Annotated in this window: 18 protein-coding genes; 12 read left to right on the top strand and 6 right to left on the bottom strand. The window is 73.2% G+C overall.

Going from position 1 to position 20,523, the window contains the following annotated elements; all coding sequences use genetic code 11:
- Positions 1 to 18: 18 nt before the first annotated feature.
- On the bottom strand, positions 19 to 1,116 hold the full coding sequence (locus tag GA0115240_RS19955) for a MerR family transcriptional regulator (protein ID WP_161302327.1): 1,098 nt from the start codon (positions 1,114 to 1,116) through the stop codon (positions 19 to 21).
- 130 nt (positions 1,117 to 1,246) lie between these two features.
- Positions 1,247 to 1,441 carry a hypothetical protein gene (locus tag GA0115240_RS19960; protein WP_093738123.1) on the bottom strand — a complete coding sequence of 65 codons (195 nt, stop codon included), beginning with the start codon at positions 1,439 to 1,441 and terminating at the stop codon, positions 1,247 to 1,249.
- 284 nt (positions 1,442 to 1,725) lie between these two features.
- On the opposite strand from GA0115240_RS19960, the gene GA0115240_RS19965 reads away from it, so the two are divergent.
- The gene (locus GA0115240_RS19965) at positions 1,726 to 3,642 is read left to right on the top strand and encodes a tetratricopeptide repeat protein (RefSeq protein WP_093738125.1); all 1,917 of its coding nucleotides are present in this window, start codon (positions 1,726 to 1,728) and stop codon (positions 3,640 to 3,642) included.
- A gap of 192 nt (positions 3,643 to 3,834) precedes the next feature.
- On the opposite strand, the gene GA0115240_RS19970 is transcribed toward GA0115240_RS19965, so the two are convergent.
- Both GA0115240_RS19970 and GA0115240_RS19975 read right to left on the bottom strand, forming a co-directional pair.
- Positions 3,835 to 4,014, bottom strand: coding sequence for a hypothetical protein (locus GA0115240_RS19970; protein WP_093738127.1), 180 nt, complete (start codon positions 4,012 to 4,014; stop codon positions 3,835 to 3,837).
- 164 nt (positions 4,015 to 4,178) lie between these two features.
- Positions 4,179 to 5,663: a glycosyl hydrolase family 79 C-terminal domain-containing protein gene (locus tag GA0115240_RS19975; RefSeq protein WP_093738129.1), complete on the bottom strand. Its 1,485-nt coding sequence runs from the start codon at positions 5,661 to 5,663 to the stop codon at positions 4,179 to 4,181.
- Between the two features lie 558 nt (positions 5,664 to 6,221).
- Here GA0115240_RS19975 and GA0115240_RS19980 point away from each other — a divergent pair.
- The 4 genes from GA0115240_RS19980 to GA0115240_RS37020 all read left to right on the top strand — a co-directional run bounded on the left by GA0115240_RS19980 (position 6,222) and on the right by GA0115240_RS37020 (position 9,027).
- Positions 6,222 to 7,814 (top strand): phage tail sheath family protein, encoded by a 1,593-nt coding sequence (locus tag GA0115240_RS19980; RefSeq protein ID WP_093738131.1) that lies wholly within the window; start codon positions 6,222 to 6,224, stop codon positions 7,812 to 7,814.
- A gap of 93 nt (positions 7,815 to 7,907) precedes the next feature.
- A complete protein-coding gene (locus GA0115240_RS19985) occupies positions 7,908 to 8,351 on the top strand; it encodes a phage tail protein (protein WP_093738133.1) in 444 nt (147 codons plus the stop codon).
- On the top strand, positions 8,351 to 8,872 hold the full coding sequence (locus tag GA0115240_RS19990; RefSeq protein WP_093738135.1) for a hypothetical protein: 522 nt from the start codon (positions 8,351 to 8,353) through the stop codon (positions 8,870 to 8,872). The genes GA0115240_RS19985 and GA0115240_RS19990 overlap by 1 nt, the downstream gene beginning before the upstream one ends.
- Positions 8,869 to 9,027: a DUF6760 family protein gene (locus tag GA0115240_RS37020; RefSeq protein WP_093738137.1), complete on the top strand. Its 159-nt coding sequence runs from the start codon at positions 8,869 to 8,871 to the stop codon at positions 9,025 to 9,027. Before GA0115240_RS19990 ends, GA0115240_RS37020 begins: the two co-directional genes overlap by 4 nt.
- A 3,079-nt stretch (positions 9,028 to 12,106) precedes the next feature.
- Here the strand turns inward: GA0115240_RS37020 and GA0115240_RS37025 are convergent.
- Complete coding sequence (locus GA0115240_RS37025; RefSeq protein WP_161302312.1) at positions 12,107 to 12,358, bottom strand: hypothetical protein; 252 nt, start codon at positions 12,356 to 12,358, stop codon at positions 12,107 to 12,109.
- 146 nt (positions 12,359 to 12,504) lie between these two features.
- Positions 12,505 to 12,645 (bottom strand): hypothetical protein, encoded by a 141-nt coding sequence (locus GA0115240_RS37030; protein WP_161302314.1) that lies wholly within the window; start codon positions 12,643 to 12,645, stop codon positions 12,505 to 12,507.
- A 257-nt stretch (positions 12,646 to 12,902) separates the two neighbouring features.
- Between GA0115240_RS37030 and GA0115240_RS20010 the strand changes: the two genes are divergently transcribed.
- From GA0115240_RS20010 to GA0115240_RS20040, 7 genes are read left to right on the top strand one after another with little or no spacing between them, the layout of a single operon-like run.
- Complete coding sequence (locus tag GA0115240_RS20010; protein ID WP_093738141.1) at positions 12,903 to 13,340, top strand: phage tail protein; 438 nt, start codon at positions 12,903 to 12,905, stop codon at positions 13,338 to 13,340.
- The gene (locus tag GA0115240_RS20015; protein ID WP_093738143.1) at positions 13,341 to 14,060 is read left to right on the top strand and encodes a CIS tube protein; all 720 of its coding nucleotides are present in this window, start codon (positions 13,341 to 13,343) and stop codon (positions 14,058 to 14,060) included. It abuts the gene before it with no gap.
- Positions 14,060 to 15,940: a VgrG-related protein gene (locus GA0115240_RS20020; RefSeq protein WP_093738145.1), complete on the top strand. Its 1,881-nt coding sequence runs from the start codon at positions 14,060 to 14,062 to the stop codon at positions 15,938 to 15,940. The genes GA0115240_RS20015 and GA0115240_RS20020 overlap by 1 nt, the downstream gene beginning before the upstream one ends.
- Positions 15,940 to 16,377 carry a GPW/gp25 family protein gene (locus tag GA0115240_RS20025; protein WP_093738147.1) on the top strand — a complete coding sequence of 146 codons (438 nt, stop codon included), beginning with the start codon at positions 15,940 to 15,942 and terminating at the stop codon, positions 16,375 to 16,377. The genes GA0115240_RS20020 and GA0115240_RS20025 overlap by 1 nt, the downstream gene beginning before the upstream one ends.
- The gene (locus GA0115240_RS20030) at positions 16,377 to 18,335 is read left to right on the top strand and encodes a putative baseplate assembly protein (protein WP_093738149.1); all 1,959 of its coding nucleotides are present in this window, start codon (positions 16,377 to 16,379) and stop codon (positions 18,333 to 18,335) included. The genes GA0115240_RS20025 and GA0115240_RS20030 overlap by 1 nt, the downstream gene beginning before the upstream one ends.
- On the top strand, positions 18,332 to 18,889 hold the full coding sequence (locus tag GA0115240_RS20035) for a phage tail protein (RefSeq protein WP_093738151.1): 558 nt from the start codon (positions 18,332 to 18,334) through the stop codon (positions 18,887 to 18,889). The genes GA0115240_RS20030 and GA0115240_RS20035 overlap by 4 nt, the downstream gene beginning before the upstream one ends.
- Positions 18,886 to 20,469 carry an NADase-type glycan-binding domain-containing protein gene (locus tag GA0115240_RS20040; protein ID WP_093738153.1) on the top strand — a complete coding sequence of 528 codons (1,584 nt, stop codon included), beginning with the start codon at positions 18,886 to 18,888 and terminating at the stop codon, positions 20,467 to 20,469. Before GA0115240_RS20035 ends, GA0115240_RS20040 begins: the two co-directional genes overlap by 4 nt.
- Positions 20,470 to 20,523 lie beyond the last annotated feature (54 nt).

Consider the following 20,523-nt stretch of genomic DNA (forward strand, 5'->3'; position numbering starts at 1 on the left):
CCGATGGCGCGAGGCGGTTCACGCCACCAGCAGGCGGAGGCCGAGATCTGCCGCGTCGAGGTCGGCCAGCTTGCTGTTGCGCTCACCCCACCGGCCGGAGTCGAGGTCGTCGCCGAGGCTCCGTACCGCGCGCTGCCCGGCCTCCGGCCCGACCCTCGTCCACACCGAGATCGCACGGCGCACCCGATCCTCCAGATACGCCCCCGGCCGGCGCCAGTACGCCTCGAACAACCCGTCCGCGCAGTCCCACGGGACGGGCACCGGCTCGGCGCGGGCACCGATCGCGTCGGCCATCCCGGCAAGCGACGGAAAGTCCGCGAGGACGGCGGCGAACTCCGGCAGGTAGTCGCGGGTGAGCCAGAACCGGTGCTGCCATCCGGGCTCGTCGGTGTCGAACGTGAGCACCACCACGCGGCGGGCCACCCTCCGCATCTCCCGCAGCCCCGCTATCGGGTCCCCCCAGTGGTGAACGGTGGAAACGGCCATCGCCACGTCGAAGGAGCGGTCCTCGAACGGCAGACTCTCCGCCATGGCGGCCACGCACGGCGCCGAGCCGGCCGGCCGCTGCCCCCGCATGACCGCCGACGGCTCCACCGCGGTGACCTCGCGATCAGCCGGCTCGTAGGAGCCGGTGCCGGCGCCGACGTTCAGCACCGTCTGCGCGTCCCCGAGCGCCTCCCAGATCTGCGCGGCGATCCGCGGCTCCGTACGCCGTGTCGCGGTGTAGGCGCTGCCGATCGCGTCGTACAGGCGCGCACCGAGCATCTTCAGTTGCTCCTCCGGTGTCACTTCTCGTCCCTTCGCCCGTGCCTGGAGTTCCCTGTCGATGGCCGTCACCATGGCGTCGGCGCGATCACGCCGCTCCAGCAGCAGGCCGCGCAGCCGGCGCAGCCGCGCGACCGCGTCGGTGGACGGGTCGCCGACCAGTTCCGCGACCTCCCGCAGCCCGAAGCCCAACCGCCGATAGGCCAGCACCTCGCGCAGCCGCTCCACGTCACCCGCCGCGTAGGCCCGGTACCCGGCCGCGGTCCGCGCCGACGGCCGAACGAGCCCGATCTCGTCGTAGTGATGCAGCGTGCGGACGCTCACCTCGGCCAGCTCGGCCACGCGTCCCACGGTCCAGTGATCCTCCACGGCACCGACTATGGAGCCTGACGCCACGTGAGGGTCAAGAGCCTCCCTGACGGGCGGTGGGAGCCGCGAATGCTCGGGCCGACCGAACTCCTGGCAGGCTCACCGGAATCGGTTAGCTCCGGCCCGTGCCCTCGCCGCCTCGGTGCCTGATCCACCAGTCGCCGCCCTCGAAGACCGCCAGCCCGGCGGGGAAAGCGGCCAGCCCCAGGACCAGCAGCCCGATCAGGTGCACGCCGTCCGTCCAGGCGCCCGCAGCGACCAACGCGGCTGCGAAGAGCAAGGACCTGCCCACATTCGCCAGGCGCATCGCGCCACCTCCCCCTTCTGCCCCTTCGACCGACCCAGCCCTGATCGTGTCGGGCGGTGCGTCCGCCCGGCAAGGTGCCGTCCCACTGATTCTCCCCTGCCGACGTACCCCCGGCACCCTGGAAGCTGGGGGAATCGTTGCTCGTTGCGCCGCCGGTACGCGCCACGCGGCGCGGACAGCGCGGCCGCCCCTGACCAGGCCGGGTCTTCAGCACAACGGACCGGTATGCTCCCCGCTCGCGGTCGCCCTTGATCAGGTGGGGCGACGGGGGTGATGGGAGCGGGATGACAGCGAGCGCGGATGCCGGCCCGGGCGGCGGCTCCGACCGTCGGCGGGCCGAGGGCGAGTTGGCGGCCTGCCGGGAGAGCGTGCGGAGCGGTCGGCTCCGGGACGCCGCTCTTCACCTCGGTCGGGCGCTGTTCCATGATCCGGCGCTGGAATCCGCGTACACCGCGCTCGGTGACATCGCTGAGGCCGCCGCGTCACCCCTCGCCGCGCGCGCACTCTTCAAGGGCGACGACACCGCGGTCTTCCCCGGGAACGCCGCGGCGATCGTCGCGCTGACGGCCGCCGAGGGCCGGGTGTCCGACGCGGTCGAACTGCTCGGGTCCGTGGTCGCCGCTCATCCCGACAGGCCATGGGCCGCGGCGCCCTGGTTCAGCGCGGAGTTGGCCGGCTCCCTGCCGCTGATATCGATCGGCAGGGCGGTGAGCACGATCTGGCAGGCCGTCGACGATCCGGTGCCACCCGAGACGGCGCGGGCGCTGGCCCCGTGGCTGGCACTGGCCCGCAAAGCCGCGACTCGGCCGGACGTCGACGCCGCCTGCCTGTGCGCTCTTTCCGCGCTGGGCCGACGACTCGGGGCGTACCAGGAGGCGATCGCGTGGTGCGTGGCGGCCGAGAAACGTGAAAGGCGATCCACGGGTCGCGCGACGCAGTCCACCCTGATCATGCTGGGGTGCGCCCACCGGGCCGGCGGACGGCCGGAACGAGCGATCAACGCGTGGCGGCGCGCCGCCGCGCTGCCGCCCGAGAACGCCGCTCTCCTGCTCGACCTCGTGGACATCACCTACGGCCGGGGGGACTTCGGGCAGTCGCTGCGCTGGGCCGAGTGCGCCGCAGCGACCGACCCCTCGGGGCCCAAGCCGCGGGCAGCGGTTCTCGCGGCCCGCTACCGTGCCGGCCGGCAGGCCCATGAGGTGGGTGACATCGGCGAGTTGACGGAGCTTGTCGATCTCGCCGTGGCACACCCGGAGGTGGGCTACCTCCGTACCTGCCTGGCGCGGGCCTGCGAGGGAGCGATCTGGCTCCAGCCCGTTCCGCCGCCCACCGAGGCGGTCTGCCAGAGTTTCGGATACCTGGCCGGGATCGAGGAGTCGGGCCAGGGAAGGGTCACCCGGGTCAGGTCGCAGGCGACGTCCCTCGAGGCACCGACCCCGATGACCATCCATCGCGCGCGTTTCCCCCAGGCCACGATCACGGTGCTGCACGAACCCGTACCGGACTCGCGCCGGCCCGTCAGGACGGACTTCGGTCCACCGCTGTGGACCTACCGCGGCACCGATGCCGCCGCGACCGTCGCTGCCCCCTCGCCGGAGGCCGTCGAACTGCTCCACCGGGTCGCGGTCGGCATCTGGGCCGACCCACTGGTCGCCTACGACCAGGCAGCCGCCTTCGCCGAGTTGGACTCCGCCGATCTGCTGGGGCTGCTCGCCCATATGCCCGGGCCACGGGAAGCGGCCTGGGTGGCGGCCCAACGCGAATACCCGCTGTACTGGCATCGGTTCGCCCAGGTGTGGGTGTGTCTCGGCATCCTGCACCACCGGCCGGCCCAGCCGTGGGCCGACTCCGCCCGGCGCACCCTGCTGCTGCGGCTGCTGTTCGGGCCCGAGGACTGGACCGTCGACGCGGCCGCCTTCGCCCTGTGCGTCGCGGCCTGGCGCGATCCCGAACAGCGCGCGGAGATCGCGCAGGCCCTTGCCGAGCGATACCTGCACGCCGCCGAGGCCGTCGGGAAGCGGCCCACCGAGCTGCACGACCCGCTCGCACGGGTCGTGCTGGTCTGCCCGGGCGTCGATCCCGCGGTCGTGCGCCGCGCGCGGGAGAACCTCGCCGCGAGAAGGACGTCGGGTGCGGCGGGTGATCCGGCCAAGCGGTGGGCCTCGCTGCTGCGGAAGTGGACCCGGCGCAAGCAGGGGTAGACCACCGCGCGCCCCGACGACCCGCCCGGCAGCCGACAGAACCCGCCTGCCGACCGACGACCGACGACCGCCGGCCGTCCCGCCGACGCCGGCCCGTGGCCGGGGATCCCCGGACCCTGCGGTGACGCCGGCGATCCGCCGCGCGGGCAGGTGCGCCGACCACCGGGCCGGCGCACCGACTCGCCGCCGACCTCAGTTGCCGAACGGCCCCATCGGCGGCGTCACCGTCCGCGTGTGGTTGGAGGGCAGCAGCGAGTCCCGATCCGGTGCGCCCCGGCGGTGCGCCTCGGGATCCGCGTACTTCGCCAGCCGCCGCCGCTGCGACATCATGTCCAGCAGCCGGCTGCCCTTCCTCGAAAGCCAGTCCTTCATGGTCCCGCCCCGTTTCCCGTGTCCGTGCCTACCTCTTACTCGCAGTGTGCGTCCCGCAGAGGACCGCCAACCCTGTTCTGAGCGGAACTTGAGGTCAATGGCGCCGGGGCGGGCGCGCGCTGTGGTGGCCGGGTGCCCCTGTGGCGATACGCACGACGGACGTGTCAGTCGAACTGGATGATGGCGGCGCTGCCCGCGGGCACCGTGACGGTCGCGGTCCGGTGGTGGACGGCGACGGGCGTGGAACGCGGCGGCAAGTAGGCGCCGTGCGGGCCGACCTGGTGTCCGCCGAGGGTGATGCCGGTGGTCGCGGACAGGCCCGCCGGGGACGAGGTGGTCAGTGAGGTGAGCCGGCCGGTGCGGAAAGCGCCGCCCAGGTTGAGGGTGACGGGGCGCGCGGCGTTGGTCGCCGGGTCCTGGACGTTGTCGAGTACGACGGTCAGGCGGTGGCCGTGCCGCACCGCGTAGGCGCGCACGTCGGCCGCGTCGGGGTTGTCCAGCGCGGCGAAGCGGCCGGTGCCCACGAGTTCGGTCGCGAGCATGCCGTAGTAGATCGGCTCGGCGGTCAGGTCGCCGGTCCCCGGGCAGAGCGGGGAGTACGGGTCGCACCCTGCGGCGTTCGTGCCGTCCATGAAGTCGGCGTTGACGATGCCCTGCTGCGCGATCAGCAGGCTGTAGTCCAGCGCCCACAGCGCCGAGGCGAAAGCGTCGCTGACCCCGGGGGCTCCGGCGCAGACCACCGAGTTGGTCTCGGTCATCGCCGCCGGGACGCCCAACTGCGCGGCCGCGCTGAGCGCCGCCTGGGCGTTGGCGGTCTCGTACTGCACCGATCCGGTGCCCAGCAGTTCCGGAATGCTCGCGGTCGAGGTGCCGCAGACGCTCGCCGGGTAGGTGTGGTCGGAGATCTCGGTGACGTCTGGGTGGCCGGCTTCGAGGGCGGCGAATCCGCCGAGCCACGAGCTGTGGTTGGTCTCGGCGTCGGGGCCGGTGATGCCCACGCCGGGCACGGCCTGCCGGATCGCGGCGACGTCGGATTCGAAGTCGGTGTAGTAGGCGGCGGGGTCGCTGTAGTAGAAGTTCGGCTCGTTGCCGATCTCGATCGCGAGCAGCGAGCGGCCGAAGATCCGCCGGGCGTACGTCGCCTCGTCCGCGGCCCTGGCCGGGTCCGGGTGCTTGAGGTTGACGGCGAGGATCATCTTCCAGCCGGCCCCCCGCACGATGGTGGCGAGGTGCCGCAGCTTGTCCGGGGTGATCGTCCCACTGGTCGCCCACGCGGGCGCCGTCTCACCGGTGGAGGTCCAGAAGGTGGCGTCGCCGGAGTTGCCGCCGACCCGGATCACGCCGTTACGGCCGAGCGTCCGCAGGTAGCCGCCGAAGTCCGTGTTCGCGTAGCTGTCCTGGGCGACGGTGGCTGCCCCGAAGGACAGGCCGACGAACCCGGGGTTCAGCTCGTTGCCGAGTCGGTCCGGGTGCACGGTGATCGGCAGGCCGGGCGCCGGCGTGCGGCCGGCCGACGTGCTGCCGTCGGGCCCGGTGGTGGCGGCGTGGACCGGGCCGGAGCCGATCAGTGTGGCTCCGACGGCGGCGGCCACCGCGAGGGTGGCGATGCGGGTGCGGCTGAAGTGTCGTTTGGTCCCAGGGGTTTTCACAGACCCAACCTCGGGGGAGGCGTGCTCATTGACAAGACGATGGACGGCAAAATTTCAGGTGCGTGACCGTTGTTCATCAACGTGAACTCGCCTTTCGGTCCGCAGCGCCCAAGTCCCCCGCCGGTCCGGCGATTTCGGGGCCGCCCCGGCTCCGGCGAACCGCTGCTGGCCGCGTTGACCACGCGGCGGCTCCAGCGGCCGGAGCCGCGCCCGTGTCCGTAGCGCGGATCAGGGGGAGTTGCCCCATCGGGCAGTCACCGTGCCCCCGCGCCCCTCGGCAGCGGGGGCGGCCATCGGATACGCAGGGGAGTCGAGCCGCAGAGCGATGGGCGCGAACCCGGTCGAGCTGCGGGGCGGCCGCCGGCCGCGCGGTGAAGTCGTCGGCCGGGCATCGGAGTTCGGCCGTCGCCCGGCCGTCCGGCGGCGAAAGGGTTGCCCTTTCGGGCGCGGGACCGGAATCGGCACTGCCCCCGGTCAGGTACCTGAGGACGTTTCGTTGCCGGGGGCCGACCCGACATGTTGAACCAGTCCTGTCTCGTACCCCGAGGAGAGCAGCGCATGCCGTCGTACTTGTCACCTGGCGTATACGTCGAGGAGGTGGCCAGCGGTGCGCGTCCCATCGAGGGAGTGGGCACCTCGGTGGCCGCCTTTGTCGGCCTCGCCCCGAAGGGACCGCTCAACGAGCCGACGTTGGTGACCAACTGGTCCCAGTACGTCGCGTCCTTCGGTGACTTCACCGACGGGTACTTCCTGGCCCATTCCGTCTACGGTTTCTTCAACAACGGCGGCTCCTCGGCGTTCGTCGTCCGGGTCGGCGGCGCGCCGGGCGGGGTGGCGGGCAGCGAGGACCAGGACCCGGCCGCCGTGACGGCCGGTCGCAACACGGCGCCGGGCGAGCTGCCCGCCGGGGAGGCGAAGCAGCTCGGCGCGTTCACCGTGTCGGCGATCGCGCCCGGCGACAGCGGCGGGCTCAGCGTCGAGGTCGCGGACGCCGAGGGCGAGGGCCCGGCCGACCGCTTCCGGCTGATCGTCAAGGACGGCGAGAAGGTGGCCGAGACCTTCGACGTGACCGCCAAGAAGGCCAACCGGAACTACGTCGTCACGCAGGTCAGGGAACGCTCCAAGCTGATCACCGTGCTGGAGGCCAATCCGGCCGGTCAACTCGCCCGGCCGGAGAACCAGTCCGTGGCGCTCGCGGCCCCGGTCGCCTCGTCGCCGCTCCCCGTGCGCGAGGGCGATCAGGTCGGCATCCGCGAGTACGTCGGCGACTCCGCGGACCGTACCGGCTTCGGCGGCCTGGAAGCGGTCGACGAGATCTCGATGGTCGCCGTCCCGGACCTGATGGCCGCCTACCAGCGCGGTGCCATCGACCTGGAAGCCGTGAAGGCCGTGCAGCTCGGCCTGATCGCGCACTGCGAGCTGATGGGCGACCGGCTGGCCGTCATCGACCCGCCGCCCGGCCTCAACGCCCGCCAGATCCAGGTCTGGCGCCAGGAGACCGCCGGCTACGACTCCAAGTACGCGGCGCTGTACTACCCCTGGATCAAGGTCTTCGACCCGGCCGGCGGCCAGACCCGGTTGATCCCGCCCAGCGGCCATGTCGCGGGCGTCTGGGCACGCAACGACTTCGAGCGCGGGGTGCACAAGGCCCCGGCCAACGAGGTGGTCCGCGGCGCGGTGGACCTGGAGATGCAGATCACCCGGGGGGAGCACGACCTGCTCAACCCGCTGGGCATCAACTGCATCCGGGCCTTCCCCGGCCGGGGCATCCGGATCTGGGGCGCCCGCACCCTGTCCTCCGACCCGGCCTGGCGCTACCTCAACGTCCGCCGGTACTTCAACTACCTCGAGGAGTCGATCCTGATCGGCACCCAGTGGGTGGTCTTCGAGCCGAACGACCAGGCGCTGTGGGCCCGGATCAGGCGGAACATCTCGGCGTTCCTGGTGACCGAATGGCGCAGCGGCGCCCTGTTCGGCGGTACGCCGGACGACGCCTACTACGTGAAGTGCGACGCCGAGACCAACCCGCCGGAGTCGGTGGACCTCGGACGGGTGATCTGCGAGATCGGTGTCTCGCCGGTGAAGCCGGCCGAGTTCGTGGTCTTCCGGCTGGCCCAGTTCTCCAGCGGCGGCGGCGAGTTGGACGAGTAGCGGGGCAGTTCCGCGGACGGATCGGCCGCCGACCCGACGGCCGGGTGCGAGAAGCGCCGGCATCAGCAGTGACGAGGAGAGAGAGCAAGTCCCATGAGTCTTCAGCCGGGTGAGTCGCTCACCACACACAACTTCGGTATCCAGATCGACGGCGTCGGCCTGGAGTACCTCCAGTCGATCAGCGGCTACAAGTCCACCCAGGACGTCATCGAGTTGAAGCAGAACTCGGCCAACGGCCAGCCGGTCATCCGGAAGATGCCCGGTGGCCGGCAGGCCGGCGAGGTGACCGTCGTGTACGGCGTCACCCAGAGCACGGCCTTCAGCGACTGGCACAAGCTCTCCCAGAACGGCAACATGGGCGCGGCCCGCAAGAACGCCACCGTCATCTTCTACGACACCCAGATGAACCCGGTGAAGCGGTACCACCTGACGAACGCCTGGTGCAGCAATGTCGTACCCGGCGATGTGCGGGCCGGCGAGGCGAACGCCCTCACCGAGACGGCGACCATCGTCTACGAAGAACTGATACCTGAGTGATGCGCCGCGGAACATCCGCCAAGGCCTCGGTCTTCGCGGAGAACGAGATCGTGGCGGGCCCGGCCGGTGCGGCGGGACCGACCGCCGCACCGGTGCCCGCACCGGCACCCGCATCCGCGCCCGCGCCCGAACCGGCGGCCGTCCGGCAGCGGTTGCAGACCGAATTCGCCTTCGAGCTGCCGCGCGGGTACGTCGACGGCTCCGGCACCGTGCACCGTGACGGGGTCATGCGGCTGGCGACCGCCAGGGACGAGCTGATCCCGCTGCAGGACAGGCGGGTGCGGGAGAACCCGGCGTTCTTGTCGGTGGTGCTGCTCGGCCTGGTGATCACCCGGCTCGGCACGGTGGAGCACGTGCACGACGGTGTGGTGGAGAAGATGTTCGCCTCCGACCTCGCCTTCCTGCAGGACTTCTACCGCCAGATCAACGCCGAGGGCCACACCCGGGCCGGGGTCACCTGCCCGCACTGCGAGCAGCCGTTCGAGGTCGAGCTCGGCGGGAGCCGCCTGGGGGAATCGTGACGTACGCGACCGACCGCATGCACGAGGAGATCGCGTACATCGCCTACCACTTCCACTGGAGCCTGGAGGACATCCTGGACCTCGAACACCATGACCGCCGTCGGTACGCCGGGCAGATCGCCGCGCTCGTGACCCGCGCCGCGGCCGAGCGGTGAGAGGACAGGCGCAGGCCATGGGAATCCTCGACCGACTGCGGGGGCGTACGGGCGCTGCCGGCGCTGCCGGCGCGGCGGGTACCTCGGGTACCTCGGCTACGGACCTGGGCGGCCCGCCGGCTGCGGCCGTTCACCAGACCGTTCACCAGACCGTTCACCAGACCGTTCACCAGACCGTTCCTGGGTCCGTTCCCGCGGCCGGAACGCCCGCCGCGCCGGACGAGCGGCGTGGCTGGTCCGCCCTGCCGCCGATCCAGCGGGTGCTGGCACAACCGGACCGGCACACCGTGGCCGCCCCGGACTTCGCCCACTCGCTGACAACCTGGCAGAACCCCTCCTTCAGCGGAACCCTGTCGCACGCCGTCCTCGACGGCGCTCCCACCGGCCTGATCAGGGACGTCCTGACGCCTGCCGCCGGGGCCGCGCCCGCCCCCGGGCGGCTCGGCGAACCCGAGCTGTCCCTTCCGGTCGCGACCGAAGCGGGGGAAGCGCCGGAAGCACGGGAAGCGGGGAACGCCGCGAACGAGGCGGTCGGGGCGGCTGAGGCGGCCGACGTCCAGCGCGCCGTCTCGGCAGCTCGCGCGACCGGCCCCCAGGTCGCCCCGGTACGGCCGCGGGCGGCTCGGCCCGCCCCGCTGACCCGGTCGGTCGCCCCGGCCGCGATCCAGCGGCGGGTCCTTCCGGCCGCGACACCGGTGTCCCGCCCGAGCATGCGGGCAGGTAATCCTCCCGCCGGGCCGGCAGAGCCGGTGCGTACCACCGGACTCGTCGGCGGTACGCCGTCCGCCGACCCGGCCACGGCGGAGACATCCCGGCCCGCGCCCGGGCCGGCCCAGCTCCAACACCCCACAGCGGCAGCGGATTCGCCGCCCGTCCCTGCCGCCTCAGGGCCTACGCCGAGAACCTCGCCAGCGGACTGGCCAGCGTTCCCCGCGGCGCCCGAGTCGGCTCGGACAGCCGGGCCCGCGCCGACACCGGCAGCAGCACCCGGACAAGCACCCGCACCCGCACCCTCGTCTCCGCCCATCGGCGCGGCGATGCCCGGCGCGATCTCCCCCGGTGCGAGAGCCGCCGCGCCCCTGAGCACCTCCGAACTGCCGGGCCCGGCCGCCAGGGTGGCGGGTGCCGGGAGCCCGATGCCCCTCGCGGCAGTGCCGCTCCGCACGGAGGCACATGGGCCAACGGCCGCCGCCGATCCGGCTTCCCCGGTGCCGCGCGGTCTCGGGGCGCCCATCTCCGCCGCCGGCGCCCCTGCTTCCGCCGCAGGGGGCGCGTTGCCCGTGCACGTCGGCTGTCGGGGCCGGGCGTGCCGATCGCAGGCGACGGGGCGACCCAGGGTGCTCCGGACGCCGGGCCGGGGGGGCTTCCCCTCCGGCGCTGCCGTCGGCACCGGGTCCTCCGCCCGCTCGTCCACCAACTCGTCCACCAACTCGTCCACGGCCGCGACTCCGCCTCCGGCCGGCGCCGCCCGCGCCGGCAGTGCGCCCGCAGGGGCCGCGCCGCCGCGCCGCCGTCCCCTGCTCGGCGCTCCGCTGACTGCCCCGCCCGCAGGCGCGACCCCGCTCACCGGCGGGCCGCCGCGTCCACCTTCCCCTTCTCCTTCCGCTTCCGGCGGGGCCGCGGTGCAGAGAGCAGCGCTGCTGGGACCGTTGGGCGCTCCGCCGTCGGGGCATCCGGCTGCGACTCACCCGACCGGGTCGGACCCGACGCCGCTGTCCGCGCCCGGGACCCGATCCGCCGGGACCGCCGGCTCCTCGGTGTCCGCGGCATCGTCCTCGCCCCTCGGCCCGTCCGGGCCGTGGTCGGCAGCCAGTTCGGAGGCGGGCGGTTCGGAGGCAGCCGGTTCGTCCCGCAGCCTCCCCGTGCAGCGACAGGCGGCCGGGACGCCCGCGCCGACGAGCCCGACGAGCCCGACGAGCCCGACGAGCCCGACGAGCCCGGCGGTCCCGGCGGTCCCGGCGGCCCCGGCAGGACCGGGGGAGCGTTCAGCGCCCGCCGGCCCCCCCGTGCCCGGCTCCTCATCGCCGCTCGACACCCCTTTGACCAGGGCGTCTTCGGCCCCGGCCACCCCCGCCCCGGTGCGTGAGGCTTCGCGCGACGCAGCCGGCCAGGCGGGCCCGACGGCGGTCGACAGCGGCCGGATGGACGCAGCGACCGCTGCGCCGCACGTTCCGCTGGTGGGTTTCGTCCGCCCGGTGGCGGTCGCCGAACCCGGCGTCGGTGGAAGCGGAGGGATGCCCACGGTGGGCGCCGTGTCGGTCCAGCGGTCGGCCGCGGTGCCCGGTGCGCCCGCTCTTCCGGTCGTACGGGTCGCGCCGTCCGCGGCGGTGTCCGCTCAGGTCCCGCCGGCCGCCCCGGGCGCCGGCGGAGGCGAGGCGGCGCCGGCCGTAGTGCCGGTGCGGCGGTCCGGCCGGGTCGACGGTGGTAGCGGTCCGGACCGGTACCCGGCGGCCCCGGCCACGGCGCCGGATCCGACCAGTTGGCCCCGAGATGCGATGCCTGGCGCGTCCGATCTCGAGCATCGGCCGCCGGGTGCGGAGCCCTCCGCGCCGCGTCATCTGCCCATACCCGTAAGGCCGTTGGCCCCGGCTCGCACGATGACGCGACCCCAGCCACTCCTGGCAGCCGCCGTTTCGCGACCGCCCGGCGGGACGGGGACGGTTCCGCTGCGCGACAGCACGTCCGGACCCGTCCGACCCGTCCGACCCGTCGGGTGGCCGGCCGGCGGTACCGCCGCGCCCGATACCGGCCGTGCGGCGCCACCGGCCGGCATCCCCGTGCAGCGACTGCTGGCCGTGCCCGGTTCCTCAGCCCCTCCCGGACCGGGGACCGCCCTCGCAGCAGGGACGGACGCGGTGGCTCGCCACGGCGCGGCGTCCTCTTTCCCGGGACTGCCGTCCTTCGCCGCCGGGGCGCCGGCCGGGGCGCTGGGATCCGTGTTCCCGCCGGACGCCATGGGCCTCGGGCTGCCCGACGCGCCCGGCCTGTTCGCCGCCCGCCCCGCGCTGGCCCCCGGCGAGGGGACGTCCCCGCCCGTCGTCCCCTGGCACCCCGTCCCGTGGAACGCCGTCCCGCAGAGTCACATCCCCCAGGACCTCGCGCCGGTGCAACGCAGCACCGACGGTCCGTCCTTCAGCGGTGCGGCCGAGCCCCGCACCGCGGAGCGGCCGACGCGCGCCGGCGTCGGGTCTGCGGCGCCGGCCGCCCCGCAGCCGTACCGGCGCGGCCTGCCGGTTCCGCTGGTGGCCGCCGCGGCCGCGCCCCCCTTGGTGCTGCCGGTCCAGCGGATGCCCGCGACCCCGGCGGTGGCCGAGCCGGCATTCGGCCTCATTTCCCCGGTCCGCCGCGCCGAGCCGCGGGTGACGCCCCTCGTGGTCGGGCGCGCTGGTGGCGGGCCCGGCGACGCGACCGGTTTCGGGGGCGGTGGCCGGAGCAGCGGCGGGAGCGGCGGGGGAGGCTGGAACGCGCCACCGCCCCCTACAGCGCGGTCGCCGGCGCCTCCGGCGACCGTTCGTCCGCGCCGCGCGAGGGCGACGCCGCCACGTCCGGCTTCGACGCCCGGAAGCTGAAGGACGAGCAGGTCGACGAGCTGACCCACAAGCTGATCGGGCCGCTCACCAGAATGCTCCGCACCGAGTTGCGACTCGACCGGGAGCGGATCGGGAGGCTGCGTGATCCCCGCCGCTGATCCGTCACCGAGTGGCCGCCGGACCGTCCCCGGCCCCGCCGCCGGACCAGCCGACCCTGCTGCCGGACCCCAGCCGCTGATCCACCGCCGATCCGCTCCAGAACCACCGCTGAACCACCGCTGATCCGCCTCCGACCCGCCGACGAACTGCCGCACCACCTCGACCGCCCGCAGGAAGGCCGCACCGATGCCCCAGGAACTGGACCCCGGGTCCACCATCTACTTCGATCTGACCATCGACGGTCAGGGCCTGGGCCGCTTCAACACCTGCGAAGGGCTCGCCGCGTCGGTGGAGATCTATCAGCACCAGGAGGGGGGCAACAACGGGTTCGTCTGGCAGCTGCCCTCCCGGATCACCTTCTCCAACATCACGTTGACCCGTCCCGTCACCCCGGAGACCGTGAAGGTCGGGATCTGGATCACGTCCATCACGACCGGCGTCACCCGCCCCACCGCGCAGATCGCCGCGAAGCGCGCCGACGAGTCGATCGTCGCCCGCTGGGGGCTCATCGAGGTGCTCCCGGTGAACTGGAACGGGCCGTCGTTCAACCCGGAGAATCCGGCGGTCGCCATCGAGACACTGGTGATCGCCCACCACGGCTTCACGGACGCGGGGGCGGCGTAGATGGCGGGCGCGGGCGGTGCCGGCAAGAGCCTGACCCGGGCCTCGCTGGCCATCCACGAACCACCCATCGGCTTCAGCACCACACCGGGTTCCCTGATCAGTACCCTGCGCTTCGACTACAACCCGTCCCAACTGACGCTGAGCCGCGAGGCGCAGTGGAAGACGACCCCGAGTGCGGCGGTGCGCTCGGGCGCGGTCCCGGAGTTCATGGGCCCGGTGCCGCGCAATATGACGCTGGACATCCTGCTGGACCGCTCCGAGAAGCCGGACAGCCACGACGTGCTCAAGAACGTCGAACTGCTCTTCTCCTGCTGTGAGACGACGACCGCGAGCATCGCGGCGAAGCAGCCCTCGCCGCCCTGGGTGGTCTTCGACTGGGGCGGCAACTCCAGTGTCCGCTTCACCGCGTATGTGAGCTCGGTGAACGTGCAGCAGGTCCAGATCAGTCCCACCGGCGTGCCGACCCGCGCCTTGTGCCAGGTGCAGTTGAACGAGATCCCGAGCAAGACCGCCGGCCAGAACCCCACTTCGGGTGCGCTGACCGCCCAGCGGGTGCACCGGGTCGTGGCGGGCGACTCGCTGCAGTTCCTCGCCTGGCGCGAGTACGGGGACGCCACCGCCTGGCGCACCATCGCCGAGGCCAACGGCATCGACGACCCGGCGCAACTGCGCCCGGGCACCGAGCTGATGCTCCCCGCCGCGGAAGAGGTCGGTTTCTGATGGGCCGGGTCAGTTACTCCAACATCTTCTATGTCACCTTCGACGGGCGGAAGTTGACGGACGACATCGCTCCGCTGCTCGTGGCGGGCTGGGTCGACTTCGGGGCCGGCGTGCCCGGCTCGTTCCAGCTCGACTTCCGCGACCCCGACCGGCTGGTGCTCGGCAAGGCCGGCATCACCATCGGCACCAAGGTGATGCTGGCCCCGGTGGCCGCCAGCCAGGGCGCGCAGTACCCGCTGCTCACCGGTGAGGTGACCGGGCTGGAGAGCGACTACGACGGCACCGGCAGCTTCACCGTCGTGCGCGGGTACGACCTCGGCCACCGGATGCTCAGGCAGCGCCGGGTGACGGCGTACCGCAACATGACGGCCTCCGACATCGCCCGCCAGCTGGCGGGCCGGGACAAGGTCCCGATCGGCAGTATCCACCGGACCACGACCGTCTACGAGTTCATCACCCAGGCCAACATCACCGACTGGGACTTCCTGTGCCGTCTCGCCGACGAGAACGAGATGGTGATGTCGCTGAGCGCCCGGGGCACCTTCCAGTTCGTCAAGCGCGACCCCGCCTCCGGTGCCCCGGCGTCGAGCGCGCTGAGCGACAGCAGCCCGCAGGTTCTGGGCCGCGAGAACATCCGGCGCTGCCGGGCCGCGGTCACCTCCGCCGACCAGGTGAACGGGGTCCGGGCGCGCGGCTGGGACGTGACGACCAAGAAAACCCTGGTCGGTGAGTCGCCCGCGGCTGCCAACCCGGGTATCGCGATCGGCACCACGCCCCTGCGGGCCGTGGCCGCCTTCGGGACCGCCACGCTCGTCGAGACCGACATCCCCTACGACAAGCAGGGTGAGGTGAAGAACGCCGCGGCCGCGCTGGCCGACGACATCACCGCGGCCTTCGCCGAGTTGGAGGTGACCGCCAGCGGCAATCCCAAGCTGCGGCCCGGCGTCCCGGTCACCCTCACCGGTGTCGGCGACCCCTTCGAAGGCAAGTACACGGTGACCGGCGCCCGCCACAGCTTCGGGCTCAGCGGTGGCGGCTACGAGACGTTCCTGACCGTGAGCGGACGCCAGTGGCGTTCCCTGTACGGGCTCTCCTCGGGCGGGGCCGGCGGCATGCCCCGGCTGCCGAGCGTCGCCAACGCCCTGGTCACCGATATCAAGGACCCGCTCAAACAGGGCCGGGTCAAGCTGCGGTTCCCCTGGCTGGACGACAGCTACGTCAGCGACTGGACCCGTACCGTGCAGTTCGGCGGGGTCCAGGGCGGCGGTCTGATCGGCCTGGACGTGGACGACGAGGTGCTGGTGACGTTCGACCGCGGCGCCCTGGACCACCCGTTCGTCATCGGCGGCCTCTACAACGGCAAGGACAAGCCCGGCGTCGTCGACGTCCAGCCGTACGACGCGACCAGCGGCAAGACAGTCCGGCGTACCCTCGCCGACCGCAGCGGCAACCGCCTGGACCTGCTGGACCAGCGCACCGGGGGCAAGCAGGGGGTACGGCTCAACAGCGGCGACAACAAGCTGACCGTCAACCTGGACCGCTCCCGGACCGAGATCACCATCGACAGCCAGGGCGCCGTCACCATCAAGGGCACCCGCAAGGTGTCCGTCGAGGCGGCGGACATCTCGCTGAAAGCGCTGCAGAAACTGTCGATCCGCAGCGGCGGCACGCTGGCGATCGAGGGGAGGACCGTCACCGTCGACGCGGCGACCGCGCTGCGGATGAACGCGGCGACCGCCAGCCTGACCGGCACCGGCATGCTGGACCTGTCCTCGGCGATGGACGTCACCGTGAAGGGCCTCAACATCCAACTGGCCGGCATCATCAAGATGCTGGGAGAGGCGACCCTCGACGGGGCGCAAGTCATGGTGATCCCCTGATGCCTGAGCAATTCGTCGGCACCGGGTGGGCGTTCCCGATGCGCATCGGCCCCACCGGCGGCATCGCCATGGTCAGCGGGGTGCGCGAGATCGAGGAGGCCATGCGGCTCGTGCTGGCCACCGCGCCGGGCGAACGGCCGATGCGGCCCGAATTCGGCTGCGCCATCCACGACATGGTCTTCGCTCCCATCAACGAGGCCACCGCGGGCCGCATCCATCACGAGGTCCGCACCAGCCTGGACCGCTGGGAGCCGCGCATCGAGGTCGAGGACGTCGAGGTGACCGCCGGGGACGAGCAGGGGGTGCTGTTCATCGACATCCGCTACTCGGTGCGCGGGACCAACAACCCGCGCAGCCTGGTCTTCCCGTTCTATGTCATCCCCTCCCACGACGAGCCGTCCTCGGATCCGGGACCGGCCACCGAAAGCGACCGCTGATGGCACTGCCCTCCCCCAATCTCGACGACCGCCGCTTTCAGCAGTTCGTCGACGACGCCAAGCGCTACATCCAGCAGCGCGCCCCCGAGTGGACCGACCACAACGTGTCCGACCCCGGCGTCACCCTCGTCGAGACCGTCGCGCACATGGCCGACCAGATCGTGTACCGGCTCAACCGCGTGCCCGAGAAGAACCACCTCGCCTTCCTCGACCTCATCGGGATCACCCTCTTCCCGCCCTCCGCCGCGCGCGCCGACGTCACCTTCTGGCTGTCCGCGCCGCTGGACGAAGCGGTGCGGCTGCCGGTCGGCACCGAGGTCGCCACTTCGCGGACCGAGAGCGAGGAGGCGGTGGTCTTCGCCACCGAGCGCGAACTCACCGTGGTTCCCAGCGCGTTGGCGTATCTCGTGGTCCAGCAGAGCGGGGAGGCGGTTGTCGACCGGACCTCGGATCTCGCCGAGGGCAAGGATCTGCACTGCTTCGCCGAGTCGCCGCGGCCCGGTGACTGCCTGCTGTTCGGGCTCACCGCCGCCGTTCCGCGCTGCGCGGTGGCGCTCACCCTCGACAGCCGGGTGGACGGTGTCGGCGTCGACCCCCGGCAGCCGCCGCTGGTCTGGGAGGCGTGGACGGAGGACGGCTGGACACCGTGCGAGGTCGACCGGGACGGCACCGGCGGGCTCAACCGTCCCGGCGAGGTCGTGCTGCACGTCCCCGGCGGCCACGTACTGTCCCGCACCGGACGGCGCGAAGCGGGCTGGCTGCGCTGCCGCGTCACCGAGCCGCTGCCCGACCAGCCCTTCTACGCCACCTCGCCCACCGTCCGGTCGGCCGAGGTGTTCACCGTCGGCGGCACCACCGGCGCCGTCCACGCCGAGACGGTGCGCGACGAAGCACTGGGCGAGTCCACCGGACTGCCGGGCCAGCGGCTGCGATTGGCCCACGCCCCCGTCGTCGGCGATGTACCCCCGTTGCACCTGCAGGTGGCCGGCGACGACGGATGGACCGACTGGGAGGCCGTCCCGCACTTCGCCGCCTCCGGGCCCGACGAGCGCCACTTCACTCTCGACGCGGCCACCGGCGAGGTCGCGTTCGGCACCGCGGTGCGCGAACCCGACGGCAGCCTGCGCCAGTACGGCGCCGTGCCGCCCAAGGGCTTCGCCATCCGCGCCCGCCAGTACCGCACCGGCGGGGGCCGGGCCGGGAACGTCGCCCGCGGCGCCATCCAAGTGGTGCGCAACTCCGTCCCCTACGTCTCCGAAGTGGTCAACCGCGAGGCGGCCACGGGCGGCGTGGACGCCGAGACCGTCGCCGAGGCCAAGGCCCGCGCCCCGATCACGCTGCGCGCCCAGGACCGCGCCGTGACACTGCGCGACTACGAGGAACTCGCCCGGCGCGCCGCCCCGGAGACCGCGCGCATCACCTGCCTGGAAGGCGACCCCGACGAGCACGGCGCGCACGCCGTGCGGGTCCTGGTCGTCCCGCAGGCGGTGGCCGATCCCGGCGGGCGGCTGCGCTTCGAGCAACTCGTCCCTGGCGACGCGCTGTTGGAGCGGATCACCCACTACCTCGACGACCGCCGGCTGATCGGCACCCGGCTGGCCGTCGGCCCGCCCTACTACCAGGGCGTCACCGTCGTCGCCACCGTGCACGCCTTCCGCGGCACCGACGCCGACCGGGTCCGGCGGCAGGCCCACGACGCCCTCTACCGGCACCTCGACCCGCTGGCCGGCGGAAGCGCCGGCACCGGCTGGCCCTTCGGCCGGCCCGTGCAGTCCGGGGAGATCTTCGCCGTCCTGCAACGGGTACCGGGGGTCGAACTCGTCGACCAGGTGCTGCTCCACCCGGCCGATCCCCTCACCGGCCAGCGCGGGGACGCCACCGACCGGATCGACCTCGCCGCGCCCGCCCTGGTCTTCTCCTTCGACCACCGCGTCCGCGTCGTCGGGGACCCGGCGTGAGGGGCTCCATCGACGGCTTGGGCTCCCCGACCCCGCTCGGCCTGATGCTGCCCGCTGTCTTCGCCGACGACGACATCGCGCAGCGCTTCACCGCCGGGCTCGACGAGGTGCTCGCCCCCCTGCACAACGTGCTCGACTGCCTCGACTCCTACTTCACCCCCGCGTTGGCCCCTGTCGACTTCGTCCGCTGGCTCAGCGACTGGGTCGGCGCCGAGACCGACGGCACGGAGGACGAGGCGCTGCTGCGCGCGGCGGTCGCGGCCGCCGCGCATCTGCACCGCATCCGCGGCACCCGCCGCGGCCTGGCCGAGGCGATCCGTCTCGCCTTCGGGACGGAGCCGGAGATCACCGAGAGCGGCGGCGCCGCCTGGGACGCGCGGCCGCTCGGCCCGGTCCCCGGCGACCGGCGTCCGCGGCTCCACGTCGTGCTCACCCTGCCCGACCCCACCGCACGGGACCTGCACCGGCTGGAAACCCTGGTGGCCGCCGCCCGTCCCGCCCATATGCCGTACACGGTCCAGGTGACCGCAGCCGAGAGGACCCCTGACAGGTGAAACGACAGGCAGCCGACGCGCACCGGGCGGAGGGCGGCACGCCGGCGTGTGCCCAGTGCGGCACACCGCCGAGCCCCGGGCAGTCCTTCTGCGACAGCTGCGGCGCGGTCCTCAGCTGGACCCCGAACCCGGGGCCCGGCCGGGGCACGGCCACCGCCGCGGCCCCGGCCCCGGCGCGCGACAGCGACGGCGACACCGCACCGCAGGGTGTCGTCGGCGGGCCCGCGCACGGCGCCGAGTCCGGATACGGCGCCGAGTCCGGGTACGGCCTCGGGCCCGCTGATGGCATCGAGTCCGCGTACGGCAGCGAGCCCGCCTACTACGGGACCGGGCCCGGGTACGGCGCTGATTCGGCGGACGGCGGCGAGCCCGGGCACGGGACCGCGTCGGCCTACGACATCGGCGCCGCCCGCGCCGAACGGGCGGCGGGCCGTCGGCAGAACGACCAGCCGGTGCCGGAAGCGGCGCGCCCGGCCGTCGCCTCCCCCTGGGAGGCCGGACCGCGGGCCGACGAGCCCGGCACCCCCGACTCGGCTCACCCGGTTCACCCGGAGACCGCGCCCACCGCGACGACCGCGTCCACCGCGCCGCCCGCTTCCACCGCCTCCACCGCGTCCCTCGCGGGGTGGCCGGCCGGCGCCCCCGCTCGTCCGTCCGTCGCACCGCTCCCCGCCGTCGCGAGCGAATCGATCGCCGCGGAACGCGCGCGGGCCCTGCTCGTACCGGTCGCCGACCCGGGGCCGCCGGTGGCACCTTCGGTGGCACCCGTGCAGCCGGGCCGGCCGATCGTCGCGCGACCGCAGGTCCAGGCCCCGCGGGGGCAGGGCGACGACGGCGGCATGCCCTGTCCGTGGTGCGGCACCGGAAACCGGCCCGACCGCCACTTCTGCCGGCGCTGCGCCCTGACCATGGCGGGCCGGCCGGAGGATCCGGCCCGGCAGCCGTGGTGGCGCCGGCTGCCGGGCCTTCGGGACCGGCAGGCGCCGTGGGCCGGTGAAAGACCCCGCCTGCGCCGGGGCCTGGGCCGCATCCTGACCTGGGTGGCCGGCGGCGCGGTGCTCGCGCTCGTGGTGACCGCCGCGCTCAATGTCGGCAACGCGGTGCAGGCGGTGCGCGACCACTTCGCCAAGCGGGCCCCGGTCTCCGCCGACTCCTTCAAGGCGTCCCACTCCTACCCCGGGCACGGCCCGGGGCTCGCCTTCGACAAGCTCAACAACACCTGGTGGGGGCCGGGGGTGACGCAGTCCGGTGCGGGGGAGTGGGTGGAGGCCGACTTCACCCAGCCGACCAGGCTGCTCGACGTCGTCATCACCTCGGGTGAGTCGACCGAGCCGGCCGATCTGTCGAAGTCGGCGCTGCCGCACCGCATCGAGGCCGTTGTCACCACGGCGGACGGCAAGACCCACAGCCGCTTCCTCACCCTGGACGGGGCCAGCGGCGGACAGACCCGCGCCTTCCGGGTCGGCGACGCCACCGCGGTCCGCTTCATCGTGCGCTCGGCCTACGGTCCTTCGTCCAGCAAACAAGTGGCCATCGCCGAGATCGAGTTCTTCGGACCCTCCAGCGGAAACGGTTCGTAACAACTACCGTCGGATGTCAACATCCGTTCGGACACGCCGATATGACAAATAGTC

This window comes from Streptomyces sp. DvalAA-14 (assembly GCF_900091855.1).
Classification (GTDB): Bacteria; Actinomycetota; Actinomycetes; order Streptomycetales; family Streptomycetaceae; genus Actinacidiphila.